At 61.4% G+C, this 19,150-nt stretch carries 13 protein-coding genes; 5 read left to right on the top strand and 8 right to left on the bottom strand.

Annotated elements, in window-relative coordinates; genetic code table 11:
• Positions 1 to 34: 34 nt before the first annotated feature.
• Positions 35 to 1,027, bottom strand: coding sequence for a hypothetical protein (locus M1D88_RS19560; protein ID WP_458112379.1), 993 nt, complete (start codon positions 1,025 to 1,027; stop codon positions 35 to 37).
• Positions 1,028 to 1,189: 162 nt separating this feature from the next.
• Positions 1,190 to 2,923: a helicase HerA-like domain-containing protein gene (locus M1D88_RS19555; RefSeq protein WP_458112378.1), complete on the bottom strand. Its 1,734-nt coding sequence runs from the start codon at positions 2,921 to 2,923 to the stop codon at positions 1,190 to 1,192.
• A gap of 244 nt (positions 2,924 to 3,167) precedes the next feature.
• Here M1D88_RS19555 and M1D88_RS19550 point away from each other — a divergent pair, with 244 nt between their 5' ends.
• The gene (locus M1D88_RS19550) at positions 3,168 to 3,500 is read left to right on the top strand and encodes a histone-like nucleoid-structuring protein Lsr2 (protein WP_458112377.1); all 333 of its coding nucleotides are present in this window, start codon (positions 3,168 to 3,170) and stop codon (positions 3,498 to 3,500) included.
• A 372-nt stretch (positions 3,501 to 3,872) separates the two neighbouring features.
• Here M1D88_RS19550 and M1D88_RS19545 read toward each other — a convergent pair whose 3' ends face one another.
• Positions 3,873 to 5,300, bottom strand: a complete 1,428-nt coding sequence (locus tag M1D88_RS19545; RefSeq protein ID WP_458112376.1) for a sigma-70 family RNA polymerase sigma factor — start codon at positions 5,298 to 5,300, stop codon at positions 3,873 to 3,875.
• A gap of 492 nt (positions 5,301 to 5,792) precedes the next feature.
• Between M1D88_RS19545 and M1D88_RS19540 the strand changes: the two genes are divergently transcribed.
• A complete protein-coding gene (locus tag M1D88_RS19540) occupies positions 5,793 to 8,126 on the top strand; it encodes a chromosome segregation ATPase (protein ID WP_458112375.1) in 2,334 nt (777 codons plus the stop codon).
• Positions 8,127 to 8,443: 317 nt separating this feature from the next.
• The gene (locus M1D88_RS19535) at positions 8,444 to 9,445 is read left to right on the top strand and encodes an LLM class flavin-dependent oxidoreductase (protein ID WP_458112374.1); all 1,002 of its coding nucleotides are present in this window, start codon (positions 8,444 to 8,446) and stop codon (positions 9,443 to 9,445) included.
• A 157-nt stretch (positions 9,446 to 9,602) separates the two neighbouring features.
• Here M1D88_RS19535 and M1D88_RS19530 read toward each other — a convergent pair whose 3' ends face one another.
• The 3 genes from M1D88_RS19530 to M1D88_RS19520 all read right to left on the bottom strand — a co-directional run bounded on the left by M1D88_RS19530 (position 9,603) and on the right by M1D88_RS19520 (position 12,154).
• Positions 9,603 to 10,529: an AEC family transporter gene (locus M1D88_RS19530; protein WP_458112373.1), complete on the bottom strand. Its 927-nt coding sequence runs from the start codon at positions 10,527 to 10,529 to the stop codon at positions 9,603 to 9,605.
• A 186-nt stretch (positions 10,530 to 10,715) separates the two neighbouring features.
• The gene (gene panD / locus M1D88_RS19525; protein WP_247046708.1) at positions 10,716 to 11,144 is read right to left on the bottom strand and encodes an aspartate 1-decarboxylase; all 429 of its coding nucleotides are present in this window, start codon (positions 11,142 to 11,144) and stop codon (positions 10,716 to 10,718) included.
• Positions 11,145 to 11,233: 89 nt separating this feature from the next.
• Complete coding sequence (locus M1D88_RS19520; RefSeq protein WP_458112372.1) at positions 11,234 to 12,154, bottom strand: LysR substrate-binding domain-containing protein; 921 nt, start codon at positions 12,152 to 12,154, stop codon at positions 11,234 to 11,236.
• 169 nt (positions 12,155 to 12,323) lie between these two features.
• Here M1D88_RS19520 and M1D88_RS19515 point away from each other — a divergent pair, with 169 nt between their 5' ends.
• Both M1D88_RS19515 and M1D88_RS19510 read left to right on the top strand, forming a co-directional pair.
• Positions 12,324 to 13,784, top strand: coding sequence for an amino acid permease (locus M1D88_RS19515; RefSeq protein WP_458112371.1), 1,461 nt, complete (start codon positions 12,324 to 12,326; stop codon positions 13,782 to 13,784).
• A gap of 326 nt (positions 13,785 to 14,110) precedes the next feature.
• Positions 14,111 to 17,659, top strand: a complete 3,549-nt coding sequence (locus tag M1D88_RS19510) for a proline dehydrogenase family protein (protein ID WP_458112370.1) — start codon at positions 14,111 to 14,113, stop codon at positions 17,657 to 17,659.
• A gap of 131 nt (positions 17,660 to 17,790) precedes the next feature.
• Here the strand turns inward: M1D88_RS19510 and M1D88_RS19505 are convergent, their stop codons facing one another.
• Both M1D88_RS19505 and M1D88_RS19500 read right to left on the bottom strand, forming a co-directional pair.
• A complete protein-coding gene (locus M1D88_RS19505; protein ID WP_458112369.1) occupies positions 17,791 to 18,117 on the bottom strand; it encodes a hypothetical protein in 327 nt (108 codons plus the stop codon).
• Between the two features lie 135 nt (positions 18,118 to 18,252).
• Positions 18,253 to 19,107 carry a LysR substrate-binding domain-containing protein gene (locus M1D88_RS19500; RefSeq protein ID WP_458114582.1) on the bottom strand — a complete coding sequence of 285 codons (855 nt, stop codon included), beginning with the start codon at positions 19,105 to 19,107 and terminating at the stop codon, positions 18,253 to 18,255.
• Between the last annotated feature and the right edge of the window lie 43 nt (positions 19,108 to 19,150).

The following is a 19,150-nucleotide window of genomic DNA, read 5'->3' as shown; positions in this document are numbered from 1 at the left end:
CCTGTTTCCGCGCCTTGCACCCAAGGGCGTGCGGTCAATAAGTCAGGATGGGCGTAACGGTGATGCTGTCGGCGCCGATGTCCAGGCGGGTTGTGAAGCTAAAGTCCTGAATGACGTTCAGCTCCGAAATTTGGCCCGTGAACAGATCCTCCTGCTGCGCTGTGACTCTGGCCTTGCCATCCAAAGGTGACACCACCCATTGCCCGCCGAAGGGCTCGACGGACACCTTGGGATACTCGGTAATCTCCCACTTGATGGTGCCAGGGGTAACCCGGTTGTTGGTGGCGTGATAGAACGGGCAGTCCGGTTGGAGTCGTTGCTGCTCCACGGCTCCGGCGGCACACGTATCCAGGAACTCCTTGACCTTGCCGCTCACGGCTTCCTTCAGCCCGTCAGTGGCCTGGGTCAACAGGTTCAACGGCGCGGGAGGTACATCCCGCCCGGATACCGTGGCCTTTGTTGGTGGTGCCGAAAAATATTCGTCGTTGAGGCTGGCCTCGTACTCGCCGGGATAGAAGACGGCGAAGGAGTTGCGCCCATTCGGCATGTTCACGGGCACACCGTTCAGCGTTGCCTCGCTTGAATTCACTACCGTTGCATCCAGAACGGGAAGAGGCGCGGGCACAAAGGCCCACGTGTCGAAGAAAAGCCAGTGTGTTCCGGTTTTTTCGAGCAGGAAGTCGGTATGGAGCTTGCTGCCGTCAATGGTGTAGTCCATCGGGACCTTCACCTGGCCGTCTGCCTGGACCTCTTCCTTGCCCAGCTTGACGTTGGAGATCCTTGCCGCCGCGGTTTGCAAGGCTGATCCGTCCAACATCGCGGCACTGCTCTCGGGTACGGATGCCCTCAACAATCCCAGGGCCCTTCCGCCGTCGCCCTTGTGTAAAGCGTCCAGATACTCTCTCACAGGCTGCTGTGGACTGGCGACGGAATCGTTCACGAGGTTGACTGCTACAACGGCAGCGGCGACGGCGAGCATAAGACCCAACAGCCACCCGGCCGCGATCTTCACCAACGCTTGACTCATCTGCACTTACCTTACGTTACCTGTAAGGCGCGGATATCCCGGTGAAGAGTGTCGTCGGTATGACGAAAGGCAGGGTCAACAGGGCCCTACTGGCGCTCTTTGCGGCAGGGGGATGAGGGACGAGCTCCTGCTGAATCAACGCCGTCGACTCAGCGTCATGACTTAGCGGCGGCGCCTCGACGAGGTGCCGAAGACGCCGCGCAACAGTTCTCGCCCCAGCTGGGTCCCGACGGAACGTGCCATACTCTTGAGCCCGCCACCCAGGGCATCGCCAAGAACTCCTGACAGCCCGCCATTCGTCCCGCCAGCGCGTGGTCGCGGAGCGGGTGCTGCCTGCGGCTCCGGGGTAGGAACCTCCCCGTCGTTCGGAAGCGCCCTGCTGCTGGGGCGGCCCAGGATCTCCTCCTCAATTCGGCGGGCCTCGGCGTCGATGTCGGAAGTCTCGACGCCGGAGGTCGCAACGCCGTCCGGTTCTCTGAGAACGCCGTCCGGTTCGAAAGGAGTCGGCGGCAGGCCAGGCGCTGCTGGCCCGGTGGGGGCAGCAGATCTGCCGGCTATTTTTTCGTAAGCTGAGACGTTGTCAACGGCCGTTGCGTATTTTGCGAGCAGGGACGAGCTTGCCACGGTGCTGGTCAGGAGCTCCGTCGAGCTCGGACCCATCACGGATTCAGGGGCACGAAGCCTCGTCAGCGCCACAGGAGTCGGGGCGCCTTTCTCGTTCATCACAGTGACCACGGCCTCGCCGATCCCGGCGGAGGTCAGGATTTCCTCGAGGTCGTAATCGCTCAGGGGGAACGTGGAGACAGTGGCCTTGAGTGCCTTTGCGTCCTCCGGCGTGTAGGCACGGAGGGCATGTTGAATCCGGTTGGCAAGTTGCCCCAGAACATCGGCGGGAAGGTCCTTCGGAGCCTGGGTCACAAAGAAGATCCCGACTCCTTTGGACCGAATCAGCCGAACGGTGGTGGTGATCGCCTGCAGAAAAGATTTGGACGCGTCGTTGAAGAGCAAGTGCGCCTCGTCGAGAAAAAAGACAAGCTTGGGCCTGTCCAGGTCGCCGGCCTCCGGCAGTTCTTCAAAAAGGTCAGCCAGAAGCCACATGAGGAACGTTGAAAAGAGCATGGGCTTGGCCTGCAATGTTGGAAGTTCGAGGCAGGAGATGACGCCACGCCCATCCGGCGCCATGCGGAGAAGCTCGGCTGAGTCGAATTCCGGTTCGCCGAAGAACTTCTCCAGGCCTTGCGCTTCCAAGGAGACCAGCTCCCGGAGGATGACCCCTGCGGTGGCCTTGGATAGTCCGCCGAGACTGGCCAGCTCCTGCTTGCCTTCCGGTGACGTGAGGAACTGGATGACGGCCTGAAGATCCTTCAGATCGATCAGTTCCAGGTTGTTCTTGTCGGCGAAATGAAAAACCAACTGCAGGCTGGATTCCTGCGTATCGTTCAGCTCCATGACCCGGGACAGCAGGATAGGCCCAAAAGAGGTGACAGTCGCCCTGACGGGGATGCCGATCCCGTCGCCACCTAGCGCCAGGAATTCAACCGGGAAAGTCTTGCCCGACCATGCCTGGCCGATCCCGTCCGTGCGCAGGCGCAGTTTTTCACTTGCGACGGCGGCGGTGGCCAGTCCTGACAGGTCGCCTTTGAGATCCGCAAGAAATACCGGCACCCCCGCGGTAGACAACTGCTCGGCCATCATGTGCAACGTAACGGTCTTGCCGGTGCCTGTTGCGCCTGCCACCAAGCCATGCCGGTTCATCATGGCGAGGGGCAGTCTGACAGGTGCCTCCTTGTGCAACTCGCCGTCGACGATTGCCGCCCCAAGCTCAATGACCGGCCCTTCCAACTCGTAGCCCTGCTGGATGGTGAGGACTTTGCCAGCAGTTGATTTCTCAGCCATGCGGCTTAGCTTAGCGGGGGGAGTGAACAACGACGACGTTTCACTCCTTTTTACTGGCTGGCCCAACGGAACTAGGATGCACCGCTTTAGCCCGAATTGTATACGCGACGTTCAGCATGCCCATTCGCGGGCAGAGATACAGTCGACTTTCAGAAATGATCCATAAATGGCTGGGCGCGCAATTAATTCCCCCGACGTACAAAATGCAGGAATTTCAGCTAATGGGGGGTGATACCGTTTTCTTATGGCAAAAAAGATGGTAATTCTCCTTGAAGATGACCTTGATGGTTCCGAAGCAAATGAAACAGTGAACTTCGCAATCGACGGGGTCGGGTATGAAATTGATCTGAACGACAGGAACGCCGCTGAGCTTCGTCTCGTCCTTGATCGCTATGTATCTGCAGCGCGCCGCTCTTCGGCGCCTAGCCGCGGCAGAGGACGTCCTCGCGCCACGGTTCAGGTAACTTCGCCGACTTCCTCGGAGGTTCGTGAGTGGGCGAAGGCGCAAGGCCTGTCAGTGAATGAGCGGGGACGGGTTCAGGCTGCCGTCATGGCCGACTACGTGGCAGCGCACTAAGGCATTCGGAATCGGGTGCCTACCCTCCCCCGCCCCCAACAACTCAGGAGGGAAGGCAGCTATTACGGCCAACAGTCAAGCAATTCAAGGTACACCCTGTTTATATACGTCGCAGTGTCTGAATCGTGACGGCATAAACGCCAAATATTTTAAATACTTTTCCTGACAGCTGCACGCAACTGTTCGGCCCCGAGTGAATCATCGCAACCCGGATAGCGATGGCCGAGTTTAAATGTGAGGATCACCACAAAAGAATTTGCCTAATCGGCGTCACGATAACGCCACCAGCCCGTTGAGCTTCTTAACTCGCGTTCATTCCGCTCTTGCCTGTGCAAACACCGGAAGCCATGCGAAGTTACGGAAACTTGAGTGTCAAGAATCTAAGCAGATGGACACGACTATGATCACTGCGCAATTTCCGTCGGGGTTGGTCGGGATAGGCGTAACCGTTGGAACCGGCGCCACGGTCGGATCTGGCGCGGGCGCTAACGTGACCAACGGGATGGGAGAGGACGGCAGGACACCGGCCAGGGGATCTGTTACTGCCGGGGGAAGGACTCCTGGAAGCAGGACACCGGCTAAGGGATCTGTTACTGCCGGGGGAAGGACTCCTGGTAGCAGGACTGGCAGCTGAGCAGCGGGGGCTTGAGGAGAAGGGCTGATCATAGCGAAGGCCTCACTGTCCGTCCCCAACTGTCCCTGGTCAGGGTTCCCAGGCGTAGCCGTACGAGGCACGGCTGAAGGGTCTGCCGAACTTCCTGGTGCCAGCACCTTAGCGCCGGGCATCGGATTCGATCCTGCCGGCTGGCCCGTTGAATTTTCTGGTGAGACTGCTACCTGAGCCCCTGCAGTCACTGACACACCGGAGGGCGGTGTCGGCAGCGTAGGGGCTACCACCGCCGTCGCGATGCCACTGACGACGGCAACGCTCGCTGCCGCAAGGGACAACTGGGTAAGTGCGGTTTGCGCCGCGATCCAGGAGGCGGGGTCGGCGGGAAGAGACCCGATCTGCCCGGCGCCCGTGAGCCCCAGAAAGGGGATCAGCGGGCCGACAAACCAAGGGCCCACGGCCCGACGCATAGTGGAACTCACGTCTTCCAGGTCGCCGAGGGCGGCCCTGCATTTGAGGCAGCGGTCAATGTGGATCCTGAGTTTCCGGGCCTCCCGTCCGGTGAGGTTTTCCACCACCGATTTCGCCAGCAAGGGCAACGTCGGTTCGCAGGCTTCATCAAGCGATCCTGCTACGTAGGCTTGCAGATAGGCCTGCCGAAGGCCTCGGCGTGCTCGAGCGGCGATGGCGGACACTGCATTTGGCTCCAGCCCCAGCAGCGGGGCCAGCCTGCGGGGAGGATCGCCCTCAACATCAAGGTGCCACAGTACCGTCTGCCAGCGAACGGGCAGTGTGGCGAACGCTGAGGCCGCAAGGGACCTGTCGGCTTCATCCAGGACTCTGGCATAGCCAGGATCTTCTTCCGGCGCCGCCTCAACATCCCCATCAGCGCTGTGCCTTGCCTGGGCACCCCAGTGATCGGCTGCACAGGAGCGGACGGCGCGGAACATGTAGGGGCGGAATGGGCCCCGGGGCCCAAGACCACGGCGAATGGCTGCGAGGACCTTCAAGAAAGATTCGGAGGCGATGTCCTCTGCGTCGAAGTCGTTTGCCATCAGCCGCTTCGCGAACAGAAGATTCGCATCCCAGTGACGCCGGTAGAGCTCCTCGACGGCCGCGGGATCGTCACCGTCGGCGACGGCCGCGACGAGATCCTCATCGGAAACCAGGACGCCGTTAGGGGCAGTCATGTTTTCAGGCTCTGAGGCGGCACGACGGCGGCTCTGGCTTCGGCATCATGGCCCCATAATCTTGATTTCCGCTCCAGCGTCACGATCGCTCGTCTTCCACCCCATGGACGTGCCCTGGATTTCAGGGCTTCTTCTTACGCACACCATTGCAACTGACGGGGCCCGCAGAACGTCCACTCAGTTTACGGACTTGGAGCCGGATCGTGACGCCTAAACTTGAAAAAATGTTCGCGCTATCAGGCTATTCTGCAAGGCGACGAGTGCCTCCTTAGCCGCTGACCCAGTTGTACGGAACGAAAAGTTGCTGAAGCAAAACAAGTAGTCCGTACCAACAAAAGCGAGTACTCGGTGTCAGCAAACAAGTACTCCGGTGTCGAAAAGACGGGTACCTGTTACTCGTGGCCGGACATGTGACGCGGCCCTACGATCTGACTACACTTCGCGGCCAAAGTGGCCCGCAACTAAGCGTCTCGTCTCATCTTGGGGGTTTCAATGAACAGCGATCTGTCCGCGCCTGTCTTCGTCCGTCGTCTTGCAGCTGCTGTTGTCCTTCCCGGGATAGTCACCAGCATGCTTGTCCTGGCTCCGCTCGCAACAGCCGTCACCGCATCTGCCTCCGGAATCTGCACCGGGGTGGTCAATCAGCTTGCCCATCGCGGAGCGGTGCAGGAGAACCTGCTGAAGGCGTCCGCCCGCAAGAACGCTGAGCTCATTGCAAAACTGCAGGCCGAGCGTGCAGTGCTCCAGTCCAGCAAAACCGCGCTTGAGTCTGAGATTTCGGCGCTGGATACTTCCATCGGTGCGCTCGACGCCGAGGTTGTGCAGCTCGACGCCGATATCCAGACCGCCGAGAGCGCACTGGCCAGTCTCACCGCTCAGCGTACGGCCACATCGGACGCCATCACGGCGGCCGAGAAAGCGCTGGCCGATCTCACGGCCGAAAGGGCTGACGTCCAGAGCCGGCTCATCCCATTGGAGGAGGAGCTGGGCCTGGCTGAAGCCGCTGTTTCCCGGCTGGAGCAGCAGGCTGTAGAGCTCGGCGAACGGATTGAAGACAAGAAGAGCCAGATCGCAACAGCTGAAGGCGAAAAGGTGAATCTTGAGGCGACGGTGAAAGCGGCGGCAGACTCGGTGGCGGCCAAAAATACTGAGATCGGGGATGCACAAAGTGAACTTGCCTTGCTGGTCGAGGTAGCAGAGGCCGCCCAATCTGAAGCGGATGCAGCGTCGCGGGCAGTGCTCGACGCCGAGGCCGTCCTAGCCAGCCTGGAAGCGGATGGGGCGGCGGCACAAGGCGCCTTGGACACTCAGCAGGCAAAAATTGTTGAGGCTAAGTCAGCGCTCACCGTTCTTCAGGGCATGGCTACCGCTGCCGCTGGCGCCGTGGTGACCAAGGGCGAGGAAATCGCAGTCGCCCAAGGTGAGTTGGAGGTTCTGGAGGCCGCTGCAGAAGACGCCTCCAACATCCTTGGTCTGCACGAAGCCGGCATCGTCACCGCGCAGGGCGAACTTGAGGTGCTCCAAGCCGATGCCCTGGCGGCAGCCCAGGCGCTCACCGCCCATGCAAAGAAGATCACCGCCGTCAGCGGGGAAATCTCTGCTCTGGAGCAGCAGATCACAGCTAAGAACGCCGAGATCACCGCCAAACAGGCCTCTATCGGAATTGCCCAGACAGAGCTGGCAACGCTGCTGGCCAACAAGGTGATCCTTGAAGGGCAAATCGCCGCTCTCTCGGCCCAAATCAAGGATCTCAGTGGCAACGACCCGGCCCGGAAGGCGCTGGTGGACCAACGTACTGCAAAGAACACACAGCTGACGGATCTAAATACGCAGATCACGGACAAGAACGCCCAGATTTCTGGCCTGCAGGGTGATCTGGGCACCCTGCAGATCCAGGTTAACTCCCTTAACAGCCAACTGCTGACGAAGCAGCAGGAGAGCAGCACCCTTCAGCAGGAGGCAGCGCCATTGCAGACAGCAGTATCCGAGGCCAACAGTGCCGTGACCGCCAAGGAAGCTGAAATCAGTGCCTTGGAGGACCAGCTTCCAACGCTGCAGGCAAACGTGAGCAACGCCAATACCGCCGTGACTGACAAACAGGGGGAGCTCAGTGATCTTCAGGATCAGCTGCCCGGGCTCGAGACTGCAGCCGCTGAAGCCAATCAGGCCGTGGTGGCGCAGGAGCAGGTAGTCGCCGATCTGGAGGCCGCAGTATCAGGCCTTGTTGACGGTGTTGCGGAGGCAAATGCCGCTATCGCGGAGCAGAAGGGCGTGCTCCAGGGACTGCGGGGAGAGCTACTCACTGCGAACGCCGCCCTGACTGCCGCCAAGGCTGACGTGGATAGCAAGAAGGAAGACATCAGCAATCTCGTGGCCCAATTGCCGGCCCTTGAGGGAGCGGTAGCGGACGCCAACTCGGCTGTACTGGCGAAGACGGCCGATATCGCGGCGCTCAGCAGCCAGTTGGACGGACTGGTGGCCGATCTGTCCGTACTGAACGCGAAAATTGCATCGGCGGAGAAGGAGGTACTCTCGCTGCAGGGCAGGGTTGCCCCTCTGCTGACGCAGCTCAACCAACTTAACAACGACATCAGTGCCACAGAAGCGCAGCTGCAGACACTGCAGAAGCAGCTGACGGGCCTGGACACGCAAGTCACCGACGCCCAAGGGGTGCTCCGGAATTTGGAAGCGAAGAAGGGAAACAACACGACTGCCATTGCGGCCCAGAAAGCCACAGTCAGCGCGCTTCAGACCCAACTTGGATCAGTCCAGAACCAGATAAAGGCGCTCGACGGGCAGATAGCCCTCGGGGGATGTGTGGCCTGATGGCAACTGCTTGATGAGTTCAATGACGTAGGGCAGGGTGCTATAGCAGCGGCATCCGGGAAGAGGGCCGGTCCCCATCAGACCGGCCCTCTTCCTGCGCCACGGTGCCTGACTGCGCCCGGTACCTGACTGCGCCCGGTACCCTGACCGACGCTAGCTGCTTCCGGATCTGCATTTTGGGACTCTGTGGTCCACGTCGCGTGACGTCCAGAAATAACGGGACTGCCGCCGTCGTTGTCCAAAGAGTGGGTCCGCCCGCAGTCCCCCGGGGCCGTGAAGCGGCCGGGACCGACCGTTGCTACGAAAGGCCGCTACCTGTGACTCTCCCTTTTTCCATCCTTGACCTGGCCACCATCGAAAAAGACCAGACTGCGGCCGAAAGTCTTTCGGGCAGTGTGGCCATGGCGCAACTGGCGGAGGAACTGGGGTACCGGCGGGTCTGGTATGCCGAGCACCACAACATGTCTGCCATCGCCTCGTCGGCTACCAGTGTCCTGATTGCCCACATTGCTGCCCATACAAAGAGCATCCGCTTGGGCGCCGGGGGAGTCATGCTGCCCAACCATTCGCCGCTGACCATCGCTGAACAGTTCGGCACGCTGGAAGCGCTTCACCCCGGCCGCATCGACCTGGGGCTCGGCCGCGCCCCAGGTAGCGACCAGAACACCATGCGTGCACTCCGGAGGGATCCGCTGGCGGCCGACAGCTTCCCCCAGGATGTTCTGGAACTGCAGGGTTACCTGACAGGCCCTACCCGTATCCAAGGAGTTGAAGCCACTCCCGGCAAAGGCACCGATGTGCCGCTCTACATCCTGGGATCATCACTATTCGGAGCCAGGCTGGCCGCGCAACTCGGCCTTCCCTACGCTTTCGCCTCCCATTTTGCTCCCAACGCGCTGCAGGACGCCGTCGCTCTCTATCGACGCGAATTCAAGCCGTCCGCCCAACTCGAGGCGCCCTACGTTATTGCAGGCGTAAACGTGATCGCAGCGGATACCACGGGGGAGGCGCAGGAGATGTTCCAGGCCACGAAGCGCGCGCGGGTAGGTCTGTTTTTCGGTAACGGCCGCGTTTTTACGGACGATGAAGCGGACATGATCCTCGACTCCCCGCAAGGACAGCACGTGTTGACGATGATGAAGTACTCCGCCGTTGGCACCTCCGAGGCAGTTCTGGAGTACCTGGAGGGGTTCGCTTCCCACGCCGACGCGGACGAGCTGATCATCGCCCACCAAAGCACCGGGACCGAAGGCCGGCTCAAGTCTGTGGAGCTCGTGGCTGAGGCAGCCGGTCTTGTAAATAATGTGACTGCGAGGTGACGAGTTGGCAATCACAGAGTCTAATAAGGGAATGCCGTCCCGGGGAGTACCAGCGCGCAGGCTGCCTGTGGTGCAATTCTGTCGCTCACCGCCGGGCGGGAGGTCACCGGCGACGCCACGGTGGTTGTTCTGCGGTGCGCCGCCTAGCCTGGCTCACTCATTTGAGCAGGAATGCCACGGCGATCAGGACAGGGACGGCGACCACCGTCGTGATGAGCACCGTATCCTTGGCCACTGTGATGCCGGTCCTGTAGCGGCTTGCCGCCACGAAGACGTTCTGCGCCGTGGGCAGGGCTGATGTAACCACCGCGGCAAACAGGGCATGGTCTTCAAGCCCCAGCGCGAAACGGGCGAAGAGATAAGCCAGGAGCGGATGGACCAGGAGCTTGAACCCGCTGGCCAGCAACGTGTCCAAGCGCCGCTCAGCCGAGGCCTGCAGGGGGCGCGAACCGTTCAGGCTCATACCGAACGCTATGAGCATGGCGGGGATCGCGGCGCCGCCGATCAGGTGGATCGGCTGCATCACCAGCGCGGGAACCTGCCAGCCGGTGCCTGCGACCAGGAGTCCAAGGCCGGAACCGACGATCATTGGGTTCCTGACAATCAGCAGCAGAAAGCCCAAGGGCGTTGTCCGGTGTGAACTGGTGGTGGCATCGAGGGCCATCAGCAGAACAGGGGTGAAGAAAGCCAGCTGGAAGATCAGCAGAGGAGCCACGTAGTTGGCATCGCCGAGGACGAACACGGCGATGGGGATGCCCAGGTTCGCTGAGTTGGCGAGGGAGGCGCTCATAGTGCCGATCAGTGCCTCGGGCATTTTGCGTTTGAGGAGCAGCCGGGAAATCAGCAGGTATAGGGTTGCTGTTGCTACCGCGCCAACAGCGGCGACCAGCAGCGGAGCGGCGAAGACGTCCTGCAGCTTTGCCTTGCTCAGTGTTTCAAACAGCAGGGCCGGGCTGGCCACGAAAAACGTCAGAGCGCTCAGTACGGAGCGGGCATTTTCTCCCAGAAGCTTTCGCCTGCCGACGAACATTCCCACCAGGATGATGGACCACACCACAAAGAAGCCCGCAAGAACATCTACCACCGTGACGTCCCCGGGGGGTCAACGGTGCAATGGTGAGCGGTCACGGGTATAGCTAATCAGATTTATTAGGCCGGAGTTGCCGAGGCAGGCTATATCTCGGGATACGGACGCGGCAGGGTAGCAGGAGCGAGCTCATGCAGGACAGGCGCAGCAAGTCCCAAGGCAGTGAAGGTGAAGGAGGCCCAGTCAGCTCAGAGCGGCATTGTTCAAGGCGTAAGGCGGTCGCATCAGGCCTGGCGTGATGCCCTCGGCGGGATCGTTGCCCAGCTGGACGATCTTATTGTCCTTGTCCACGTGGACCACTTTGGGGTCGTAGGCCTTGGCTTCTTCGGTGGTCATCTCTGCGTAGGTGATGAGGATGACGATGTCGTTTTCCTGCACCAGGTGGGCAGCGGGGCCATTGATGCCGATCACGCCGGATCCGCGCTCGCCGGCAATCGTATAGGTCTCCAGGCGTGCGCCATTGGTGACGTCAACGATGGCCACCAGCTCGCCAGGGAGAATATCGGCAGCATCCAACAAGTCGAGGTCAACAGTGACCGAACCGACGTAGTGCAGGTCAGCATGCGTGACCGTGGCCCGGTGGATTTTGGACTTGAACATTGTGCGATTCATAACCCGCCCAGTGTAGCGCCACCCGTGCGATAGCTGCAGTGATCCACGTAACCCAGGGTGCCGGCTCGTCCGGGCCGTACGTTCCAGGCTTACCCGTTTTGGGGGACCGCGGGCGCGATCGACTCTGCTGTGAAGGCCAGGTTTTCACGGGCCGCAAGAATGGCGGGGCGCTTAACACTGGAGCGGCGTACTGACGTAAACACGGTCCTGTGGGGATCCCCCGGCAATGCCAGGAGTTGCGCCGTCGTCGTCTTCCCTGTCCAGACCAGGTCCGGCATAAACGCGACGGCGTTCCCCGACTCGATCAAGCGGATCTGGGCCTGCAGATCGGCGGTTTCGAAGCGCACATCCGGTTCGAATCCTGCGCTCCTGCAGGCCTGCTCTGCCCAGTGACGGGAAGCTGCTCCCCGCGGCTCCATAACCCATGCCAAGTCAGCCGCATCAGCAATAGAAGTGATTGCCGGGCGGTCCGGGGAAGGCAGCGGGACAGCGAGCCTGATGGCGTCGCTGGTCAATTTGATGCGGTCAAGTTCGGGGTAGCGGGGGGCTGCATGGCCTGGATATTGCTCGGCAATCACCAAATCAAAGTCCCGGGCCCAGGTCTCGTGCAGAGCCGTCTCGGGCTCGCGTTGCGTCATCTCGATCCGGACTTCCGGATACGTGGCTGCCATTCGCGTCAAGGTGTCCGGCATCAAAGCAAGCGCTGCGGATTGGAAGACCGCGATCCTGACAGTCCCGGTCACTGTAGTGAGGGAAGCGGCGAGGTCGGCCTCTGCCTGCTCCAATGTCTCGAGGAGCTGGGCAGTGTGAGCCACGAGGACCTCTGCCTGAGGGGTCAGCTGAACCCTTCGGCCGGTCTTTCGGAGCAGTTCAACTCCGGCCTCCTTCTCGAGCAGTGCGAGCTGCTGCGAGACAGACGATGGACTGTACTGCAGGGCCTCCGCCACCTCCGCCAGGGTTCCCCTGATTTGCAGTTCACGGAGCAGTCTCAGACGCCTTACGTCGAGCATGGATTCCTCCTCCGCATCGCCGCTCTCTCAATAGGATTACATAATCTAATGATTAATGTTTAGCAAAAGTCACTTTATCTAATGGGACAGCGCTTGCATACTGTTCAGGATGCAGTAACCCCCATCACAGGGCGGAGCGATGGGTCCACACACTAAGCAGGAGTCCCTGATGAGTACTAAAGATTTGACCCAGTCAATCATGCGGCGAAAGCCGATTGACGATATCGAAGAAGAAAACAAACACAGCGGGTTGTTCAAGAGTCTTGGACTCTGGCAGCTCACGGCCATCGGCGTTGGCGGCATCATCGGCGTCGGGATTTTCTCCTTGGCTGGCCTGGTGGCTGCCGGCAGTGAAGGAACGCCGGGCGTTGGTCCGGCCGTGCTGTTCTCCTTCCTGATCGCTGGTCTCGCTTCCGCGGCTGCGGCGCTTTCCTACGCAGAGTTTGCCGGCATGATCCCTCGTGCTGGTTCGGCCTACACCTACGGTTATGTTGCGCTGGGTGAGGTGATCGGCTGGTTCATCGGCTGGGACCTTCTCTTGGAATACATTGCGATTGTTTCCGTGGTGGCCATCGGTATTTCCGGTTACTTCGACGCTTTCCTCTCCGGGATCGGCATCCACATGCCGACATGGATGACGTCGACGGCGGATGAGGGTAAGGGCGGCATCGTCAACATTCCGGCCATCGTCGTCTGCCTGATCGTCACCTGGATCCTCTCCCGCGGCACCAAGGCCTTCGGTCGCTTCGAACTCGTGGCCGTGGCCATCAAGGTGGTCCTGATCCTGTTCATCATCGGGCTGGGTGTCTTCTACATAAATGCGGAGAACTACAACCCGTTCATGCCCAGCGGCTTCGGCCCGGTCCTGGCCGGCTCGGCAACAGTGTTCTTCGCGGTGTTCGGATACGACGCCATGAGCACCGCCGCCGAGGAGGCGAAGGACGGCAAGAAGCACATGCCGAAGGCCATCATCCTGTCCCTCATCATCGCGATGCTCCTCTATGTTGCCGCCACGCTGGTTCTCACCGGCATGCAGAATTACAAGGATATTGACCCCAAGGCCGGCTTCGCATCAGCCTTTACAGGTGTTGGACTGCCCGTCATTGCCACCATCATTTCCGTCTTTGCCGTGCTCTCCATCCTTACCGTTATGTTGACCTTCCTTCTCGGAGTCACCCGCGTCTGGTTCTCAATGAGCCGTGACGGGTTGCTGCCCGGTTGGTTTGCCAAGACAGACCGGCACGGCACTCCCCAGCGCGTCACTTGGATTGCCGGCGTCGCCTCGGCCCTGCTGGCTGGTGTGTTCCCGATCAAGGCTGTAGCGGACCTGACCAACATCGGCATTTTGGCTGCGTTCGTCGTCGTCTGCTTCTCTGTGATTGTGTTCCGCTACAAGAAGCCCGACGCCCCGCGTACCTTCCGCCTGCCCCTCATGCCACTGATCCCTGCTTTCGGTGTGTTGGCCTCGGCATTCCTGATGTTCCAGTTGCACTGGGAGACCTGGGCCCGTTTCGGTGTCTGGCTCCTCATCGGCCTGGGCATCTACTTCTTCTACGGCCGTAAGCACTCCTTGATGAACCCCAACAGCCCGCGCCACCAGGCGCGCGCTGAGGTGACGAGCCGCGTCTAGCCCACGCGGCAATACAACGCTCCCTCACTTCTCGCAGGAAATTCTGCGACGCTCCCTCAGGTATCGGGCGTTAATGACGAACCCTCCCTCACATCACGTGAGGGAGGGTTCGTCGTTTTCGGGCGAAAGGTGACGGAGGGTTTCCTGAAAAGCCGCGAAAGGTGACGGAGGGTTTTTGGGGTTTTCCGAACGTTTGGACGGTTTTCTAAAACAATGGTTTTCCTAACCTGTATTGCTTAGAAAACATCGCTTTATCTTATGTGATTCGAAGCTCATACTGATGAATGAAGACGGTTCCACACTCACGGAAAGAACGAGTACCAGCCATGACCAACATCTCCACGGAGCACGGTGCCCGCACTGGAAAAAGGGCCCAAGAGACGGCTGTCGCCGGAGCCCACGCAGTCGTTGAGGCCCACGCCCTCGCCAACGAAACCATCGCACTGGTACGCCACTGGCTGACCGAAGCTTCCAAGGTTCCCGTCGACGCCTCAGCAGAGCAGCTGGCCGGCGTCCTGAAGGATCCCAACGGCCTGGAATTCACCGTCGGATTCGTGGACGGCGTCATCCGCCCCGACGACCTCCACGTGGCCGCCCGAAACCTGGCCGAGCTCGCGCCGAAGGTCCCCTCGTTCCTGCCGTGGTACATGCGCAGCGCCGTGCGTGTAGGCGGAACCATGGCCCCGGTTCTCCCGCAGGTGGTTATTCCGATCGCCCGCCGCGTCCTGCGCGAAATGGTCGGCCACCTCATCGTGGATGCAACCGACGCCAAGCTGGGTCCGGCCATCGCCAAGATCCGCAAGAACGATGTCCGCCTCAACGTGAACCTGCTTGGTGAGGCAGTGCTCGGCGAGCGGGAAGGGTCGCGCCGACTTGACGGCACCCACACCCTCCTTGCACGCCCCGACGTCGACTACGTTTCCATCAAGGTCTCCTCGACGGTGGCTCCGCACTCGCCCTGGGCTTTTGACGAGGCCGTCGAGCACGTGGTTGAGAAGCTCACGCCGCTCTTCGCTCGCGCAGCCTCCTATGCAGCCGACGGGCAGAAGGCGAAGTTCATCAACCTGGACATGGAGGAATACAAGGACCTGGACATGACCATCGCGGTCTTCACCAGGATCCTGGACAAGCCCGAATTCAAGAACCTTGAAGCCGGTATCGTCCTTCAGGCCTATCTCCCTGATGCCCTGGCTGCCATGATCCGCCTGCAGGACTGGGCTGCTGCCCGACGGGCAGAAGGCGGAGCGGCCATCAAGGTGCGCGTTGTAAAGGGTGCCAACCTCCCCATGGAGCTGGTCGAGTCCTCCCTGCATGACTGGCCGCTGGCTACCTGTTCCTCCAAACAGGAATCCGACACCAACTACAAGCGGGTCATCAACTACGCCCTGCACCCGGACCGGATCCGCAACATCCGGATCGGGGTGGCCGGCCACAATCTGTTCGACATCGCCTTCGCCTGGCTCCTGGCCAAGCAGCGCGGCATCGCGGATACCGCAGAGCAGAGTATTGAGTTCGAGATGCTGCTCGGTATGGCCCAGGGGCAGGCCGAAGCGGTCAAGAAGGACGTCGGCTCGCTCCTGCTCTACACGCCGGTAGTCCACCCGGCCGAATTCGACGTCGCGATTGCTTACCTCATCCGCCGCCTCGAAGAAGGCGCCAGCCAGGACAACTTCATGTCCGCAGTATTTGAGCTCAGCGAAAACGAGTCTCTGTTCGAGCGTGAGAAGCAACGCTTCCTCAACTCCTTGGACAAGCTCGACGACGAGGTCCCCGGGCCGAACCGTCGCCAGAACCGCAACCTGCCGCCTGAGCCCATGCCCCGGACCGGCTTCCGGAACACCCCGGACACAGATCCCGCACTGCCGGCGAACCGGGATTGGGGCAGGGCGATCCTTGGCCGCGTTCCGTTCTCCACGCTCGGCAACGCCTCGGTGTCCGCAGCCACCATCAGTGACGAGGACACCCTCAACACGGTGATCGCCACGGCTGTGGACAAGGGCAAGGCCTGGGCTGCGATGTCCGGGGCCGAACGTGCCGAAATCCTGCACCGAGCCGGGGACGTCCTTGAAGCCCGCCGCGCTGACCTGCTCGAAGTCATGGCCAGCGAAACCGGAAAGACCCTCGATCAGGGCGATCCGGAGGTGAGTGAAGCCGTCGACTTCGCTCACTATTACGCAGAGTCTGCCCGCAAGCTTGACGAGGTCGACGGCGCCACGTTCGTTCCGGCGAGGCTCACCGTGGTGACCCCGCCGTGGAACTTCCCGGTTGCCATTCCGGCCGGCTCCACCTTGGCAGCGCTCGCTGCCGGCTCCGCCGTCGTGATCAAGCCGGCCAAGCAGGCATGCCGCAGCGGTGCGGTGATGATCGAGGCGCTGTGGGAGGCAGGCGTTCCCCGCAACGTGCTCACCATGGTCCAGCTCGGCGAGCGGGAATTGGGCAAGCAGCTCATCTCCCATCCGTCTGTGGACCGCGTAATCCTGACCGGCGGCTACGAAACGGCCGAACTGTTCCGCAGTTTCCGCCAGGACCTGCCGCTGCTGGCGGAAACCAGTGGCAAGAACGCCATCATCGTTACGCCGAGCGCCGACTTCGATCTCGCCGCCAAGGACGTTGCCTACTCCGCCTTCGGTCACGCCGGCCAGAAGTGCTCCGCTGCTTCACTGGTGATCCTGGTGGGCTCGGCAGCCAAATCGAGGCGTTTCCATAACCAGCTGATCGACGCCGTTACCTCGCTGACGGTCGGTTACCCTGAGGACCCCACAAGCCAGATGGGCCCGATTATCGAACCCGCCAAGGGCAAGCTCCTCAACGCCCTGACCACCCTGGACGCCGGCGAAAGCTGGGCCGTGGAGCCGAAGAAGCTCGACGAAACGGGCAAGCTCTGGAGCCCGGGAGTCCGGTATGGCGTGAAGCGCGGTTCCTACTTCCACTTGACCGAATTCTTCGGCCCGGTGCTGGGCGTGATGACCGCGGACACTCTGGAAGAAGCAATCGCCATCCAGAATGAGATTGAATACGGCCTGACCGCAGGCCTGCATTCCCTTCACAGCGCCGAACTGGCTGTCTGGCTGGAGACCGTCCAGGCTGGAAACCTCTACGTGAACCGCGGCATCACCGGCGCCATCGTGCAGCGGCAGCCGTTCGGCGGCTGGAAGAAGTCAGCCGTTGGGGCCGGCACCAAGGCGGGCGGGCCAAACTACCTCGCCGGGCTCGGTGACTGGGTGAGCAAGGCCAGCACGGCAGATCAGCGTGGCGGCGGCAAGGCTGCGGTCACCAACTCCGGTGTGCGGAGGCTGCTGAACGCGGCGAAGGGCTGGCTGGAGCCCGCGGAGCTTGAAACGCTGCAGCGCGCTCTTGCTTCAGACGCCCTGGCCTGGGCAGAGGAATTCGGTACCGCCAAGGATGTGTCCGGGCTGAGCGCCGAACGCAACGTCTTCCGCTACCGCCCGCTCCCGGTGACGGTCCGTCTCTCCGAGGGCCAGACGCTCGGTGATCTCATCCGCACCGTCGCCGCCGGTGTGCTTGCCGGTTCGGCAGTGACGGTGTCCACCGCCGTCGAACTCCCTGCCCAGCTGGCGGCGGTCCTCTCCGGGCTGGCTATCAAAGCCCGCATGGAGAACGACGCCGACTGGCTGGCTGGCGTGGACCGCCTCGCCACAGCGGGCAAGCTTTCGAACGGACGCATCCGCCTGATCGGCGGTAATGCCTCCAAGCTGGCAGAGGCCCTCGGTGGCCGACCCGACGTGGCCGTCTATGCCCACGAGGTCACAGAGGCGGGCCGGGTGGAACTGCTCCCGTTCGTGCACGAGCAGGCTGTCAGCATCACGGCGCACCGGTTCGGCACGCCGAACCACCTCTCCGAGGGCCTGATCTAGGCATTCTCAGCGTCCGCCGTTGAACAAACGGAACCGGGCTGGCACCTCTTGGTGCCAGCCCGGTTGCTCTTAAGTTCAATGCCGCTGCCACGCCGGGGAATTTCTCCGGGTTGAGACCCAGTGGCGGGTTCCTAGCCGAAGTACCAGCCCGGCGGCACCCACGATGCCGGGACCGAGTGCGCAGAAAAGTCATCACAGCCAGTGCAGAAATAGGTCACTTCCCCCAGCTTCTTTACCGAACCGTCAGGCCGATGCTTGGCCGGAACGAAAGCTTCCAGGTAGATGAACTCGTCCGTGCCGCAGCGCTCGCAGTACGGGTTGCCGACGTAATCGGCATCCACCCAGGTGGCGGTTGAGGCGCGGTTGGTGTGATGGGCCCCGGTGCTTGTGGGGCGCGTGGTTTCATGGGGGCGCACTACGGGTGCGGTGTGAGCGTGGGCATTCTGGGCTGTCGTCATTGGCGGCCTATCCCGAACGCATTCCAAGAGTGGCGGACACGCGTTCGTTGTCAGAGCGATGTCTCAGGCCTCTTCTTGACCATAAGCAGAATTCAGCATAAGCGATACGCGTTCGATGTTCAATCGTTATCTTTGCTAGGCAGAGCGCCTGATGGTACGTCCCACGATGGACTGAGTCAGTGCATCAATGACTTCTGAGTTGGCCAGGGGGTTCCGGATCAGGGTGAAATCGACGTCGCCTACCGGCGGTAGATCGAAGCGGCGGGTAATGATTTTCAGGTCCTCCGGAACGAGGGAGGACGGCATGACCGCCACTCCGATCCCTGCCCTGACAGCGGCAAGGACGCCGCTGATCTGTTTGGTAGTGCACGTGATGCGCCAGGTCCGGCCGCCGGCTTCGAGGGCGTCAATGGCGAGTTTCCTGCTGAGGCTCGGGGAGGGGTAGGCGATCAGCGGCACCGGATCGCCCGGCGCAAGGGCCGTCTGCTCCAGTCCCACCCAGGCAAAGGAATCGTGCTGGACTACGGTGCCGTCCTTGGCACCGGCCACCCATTTCACAAACACAAGATCGAGCTGCCCTGCGTTGAGGCGTTTGTACAGCTGGTCGCTCTGTCCAACTGTCAGCTCGAGGTTGATCTGCGGGTAGATCTGGCGGAATTCCCGCAGGATGCGCGGGAGGCCGGTTATGGCCAGGTCGTCAGCAGTGCCGAAACGCAGTCTGCCCCGCATCGCCGAACCGGAGAAGTAGCGGGACGCGGCATCGTGTGCGGCGAGAATGTTTCGTGCGAATCCTGCCATCGCGTCGCCGTTGTCGGTTAGCCGCACGTCCCTCGTATCACGGGCTATCAGAACTCTTTTTGCCGCCGTCTCCAGTTTCCTTACGTGTTGGCTCACCGTTGGCTGCGCCAACCCGAGGCGTTCCGCCGCTTTGGTGAAGCTGAGGGTTTCCGCGACGGCAAGGAATGAGCGGAGCTGGGCTGGTTCGAACATCATTGTCTCCTCTTGCGGCCGGCGTCGCCTGCTCGGTCGGTGG

The organism is Arthrobacter sp. R1-13, from assembly GCF_054161475.1.
The sequence above is the reverse complement of the archived record's forward strand: the minus strand, read 5'-3'. Positions and strand labels throughout refer to the sequence as shown.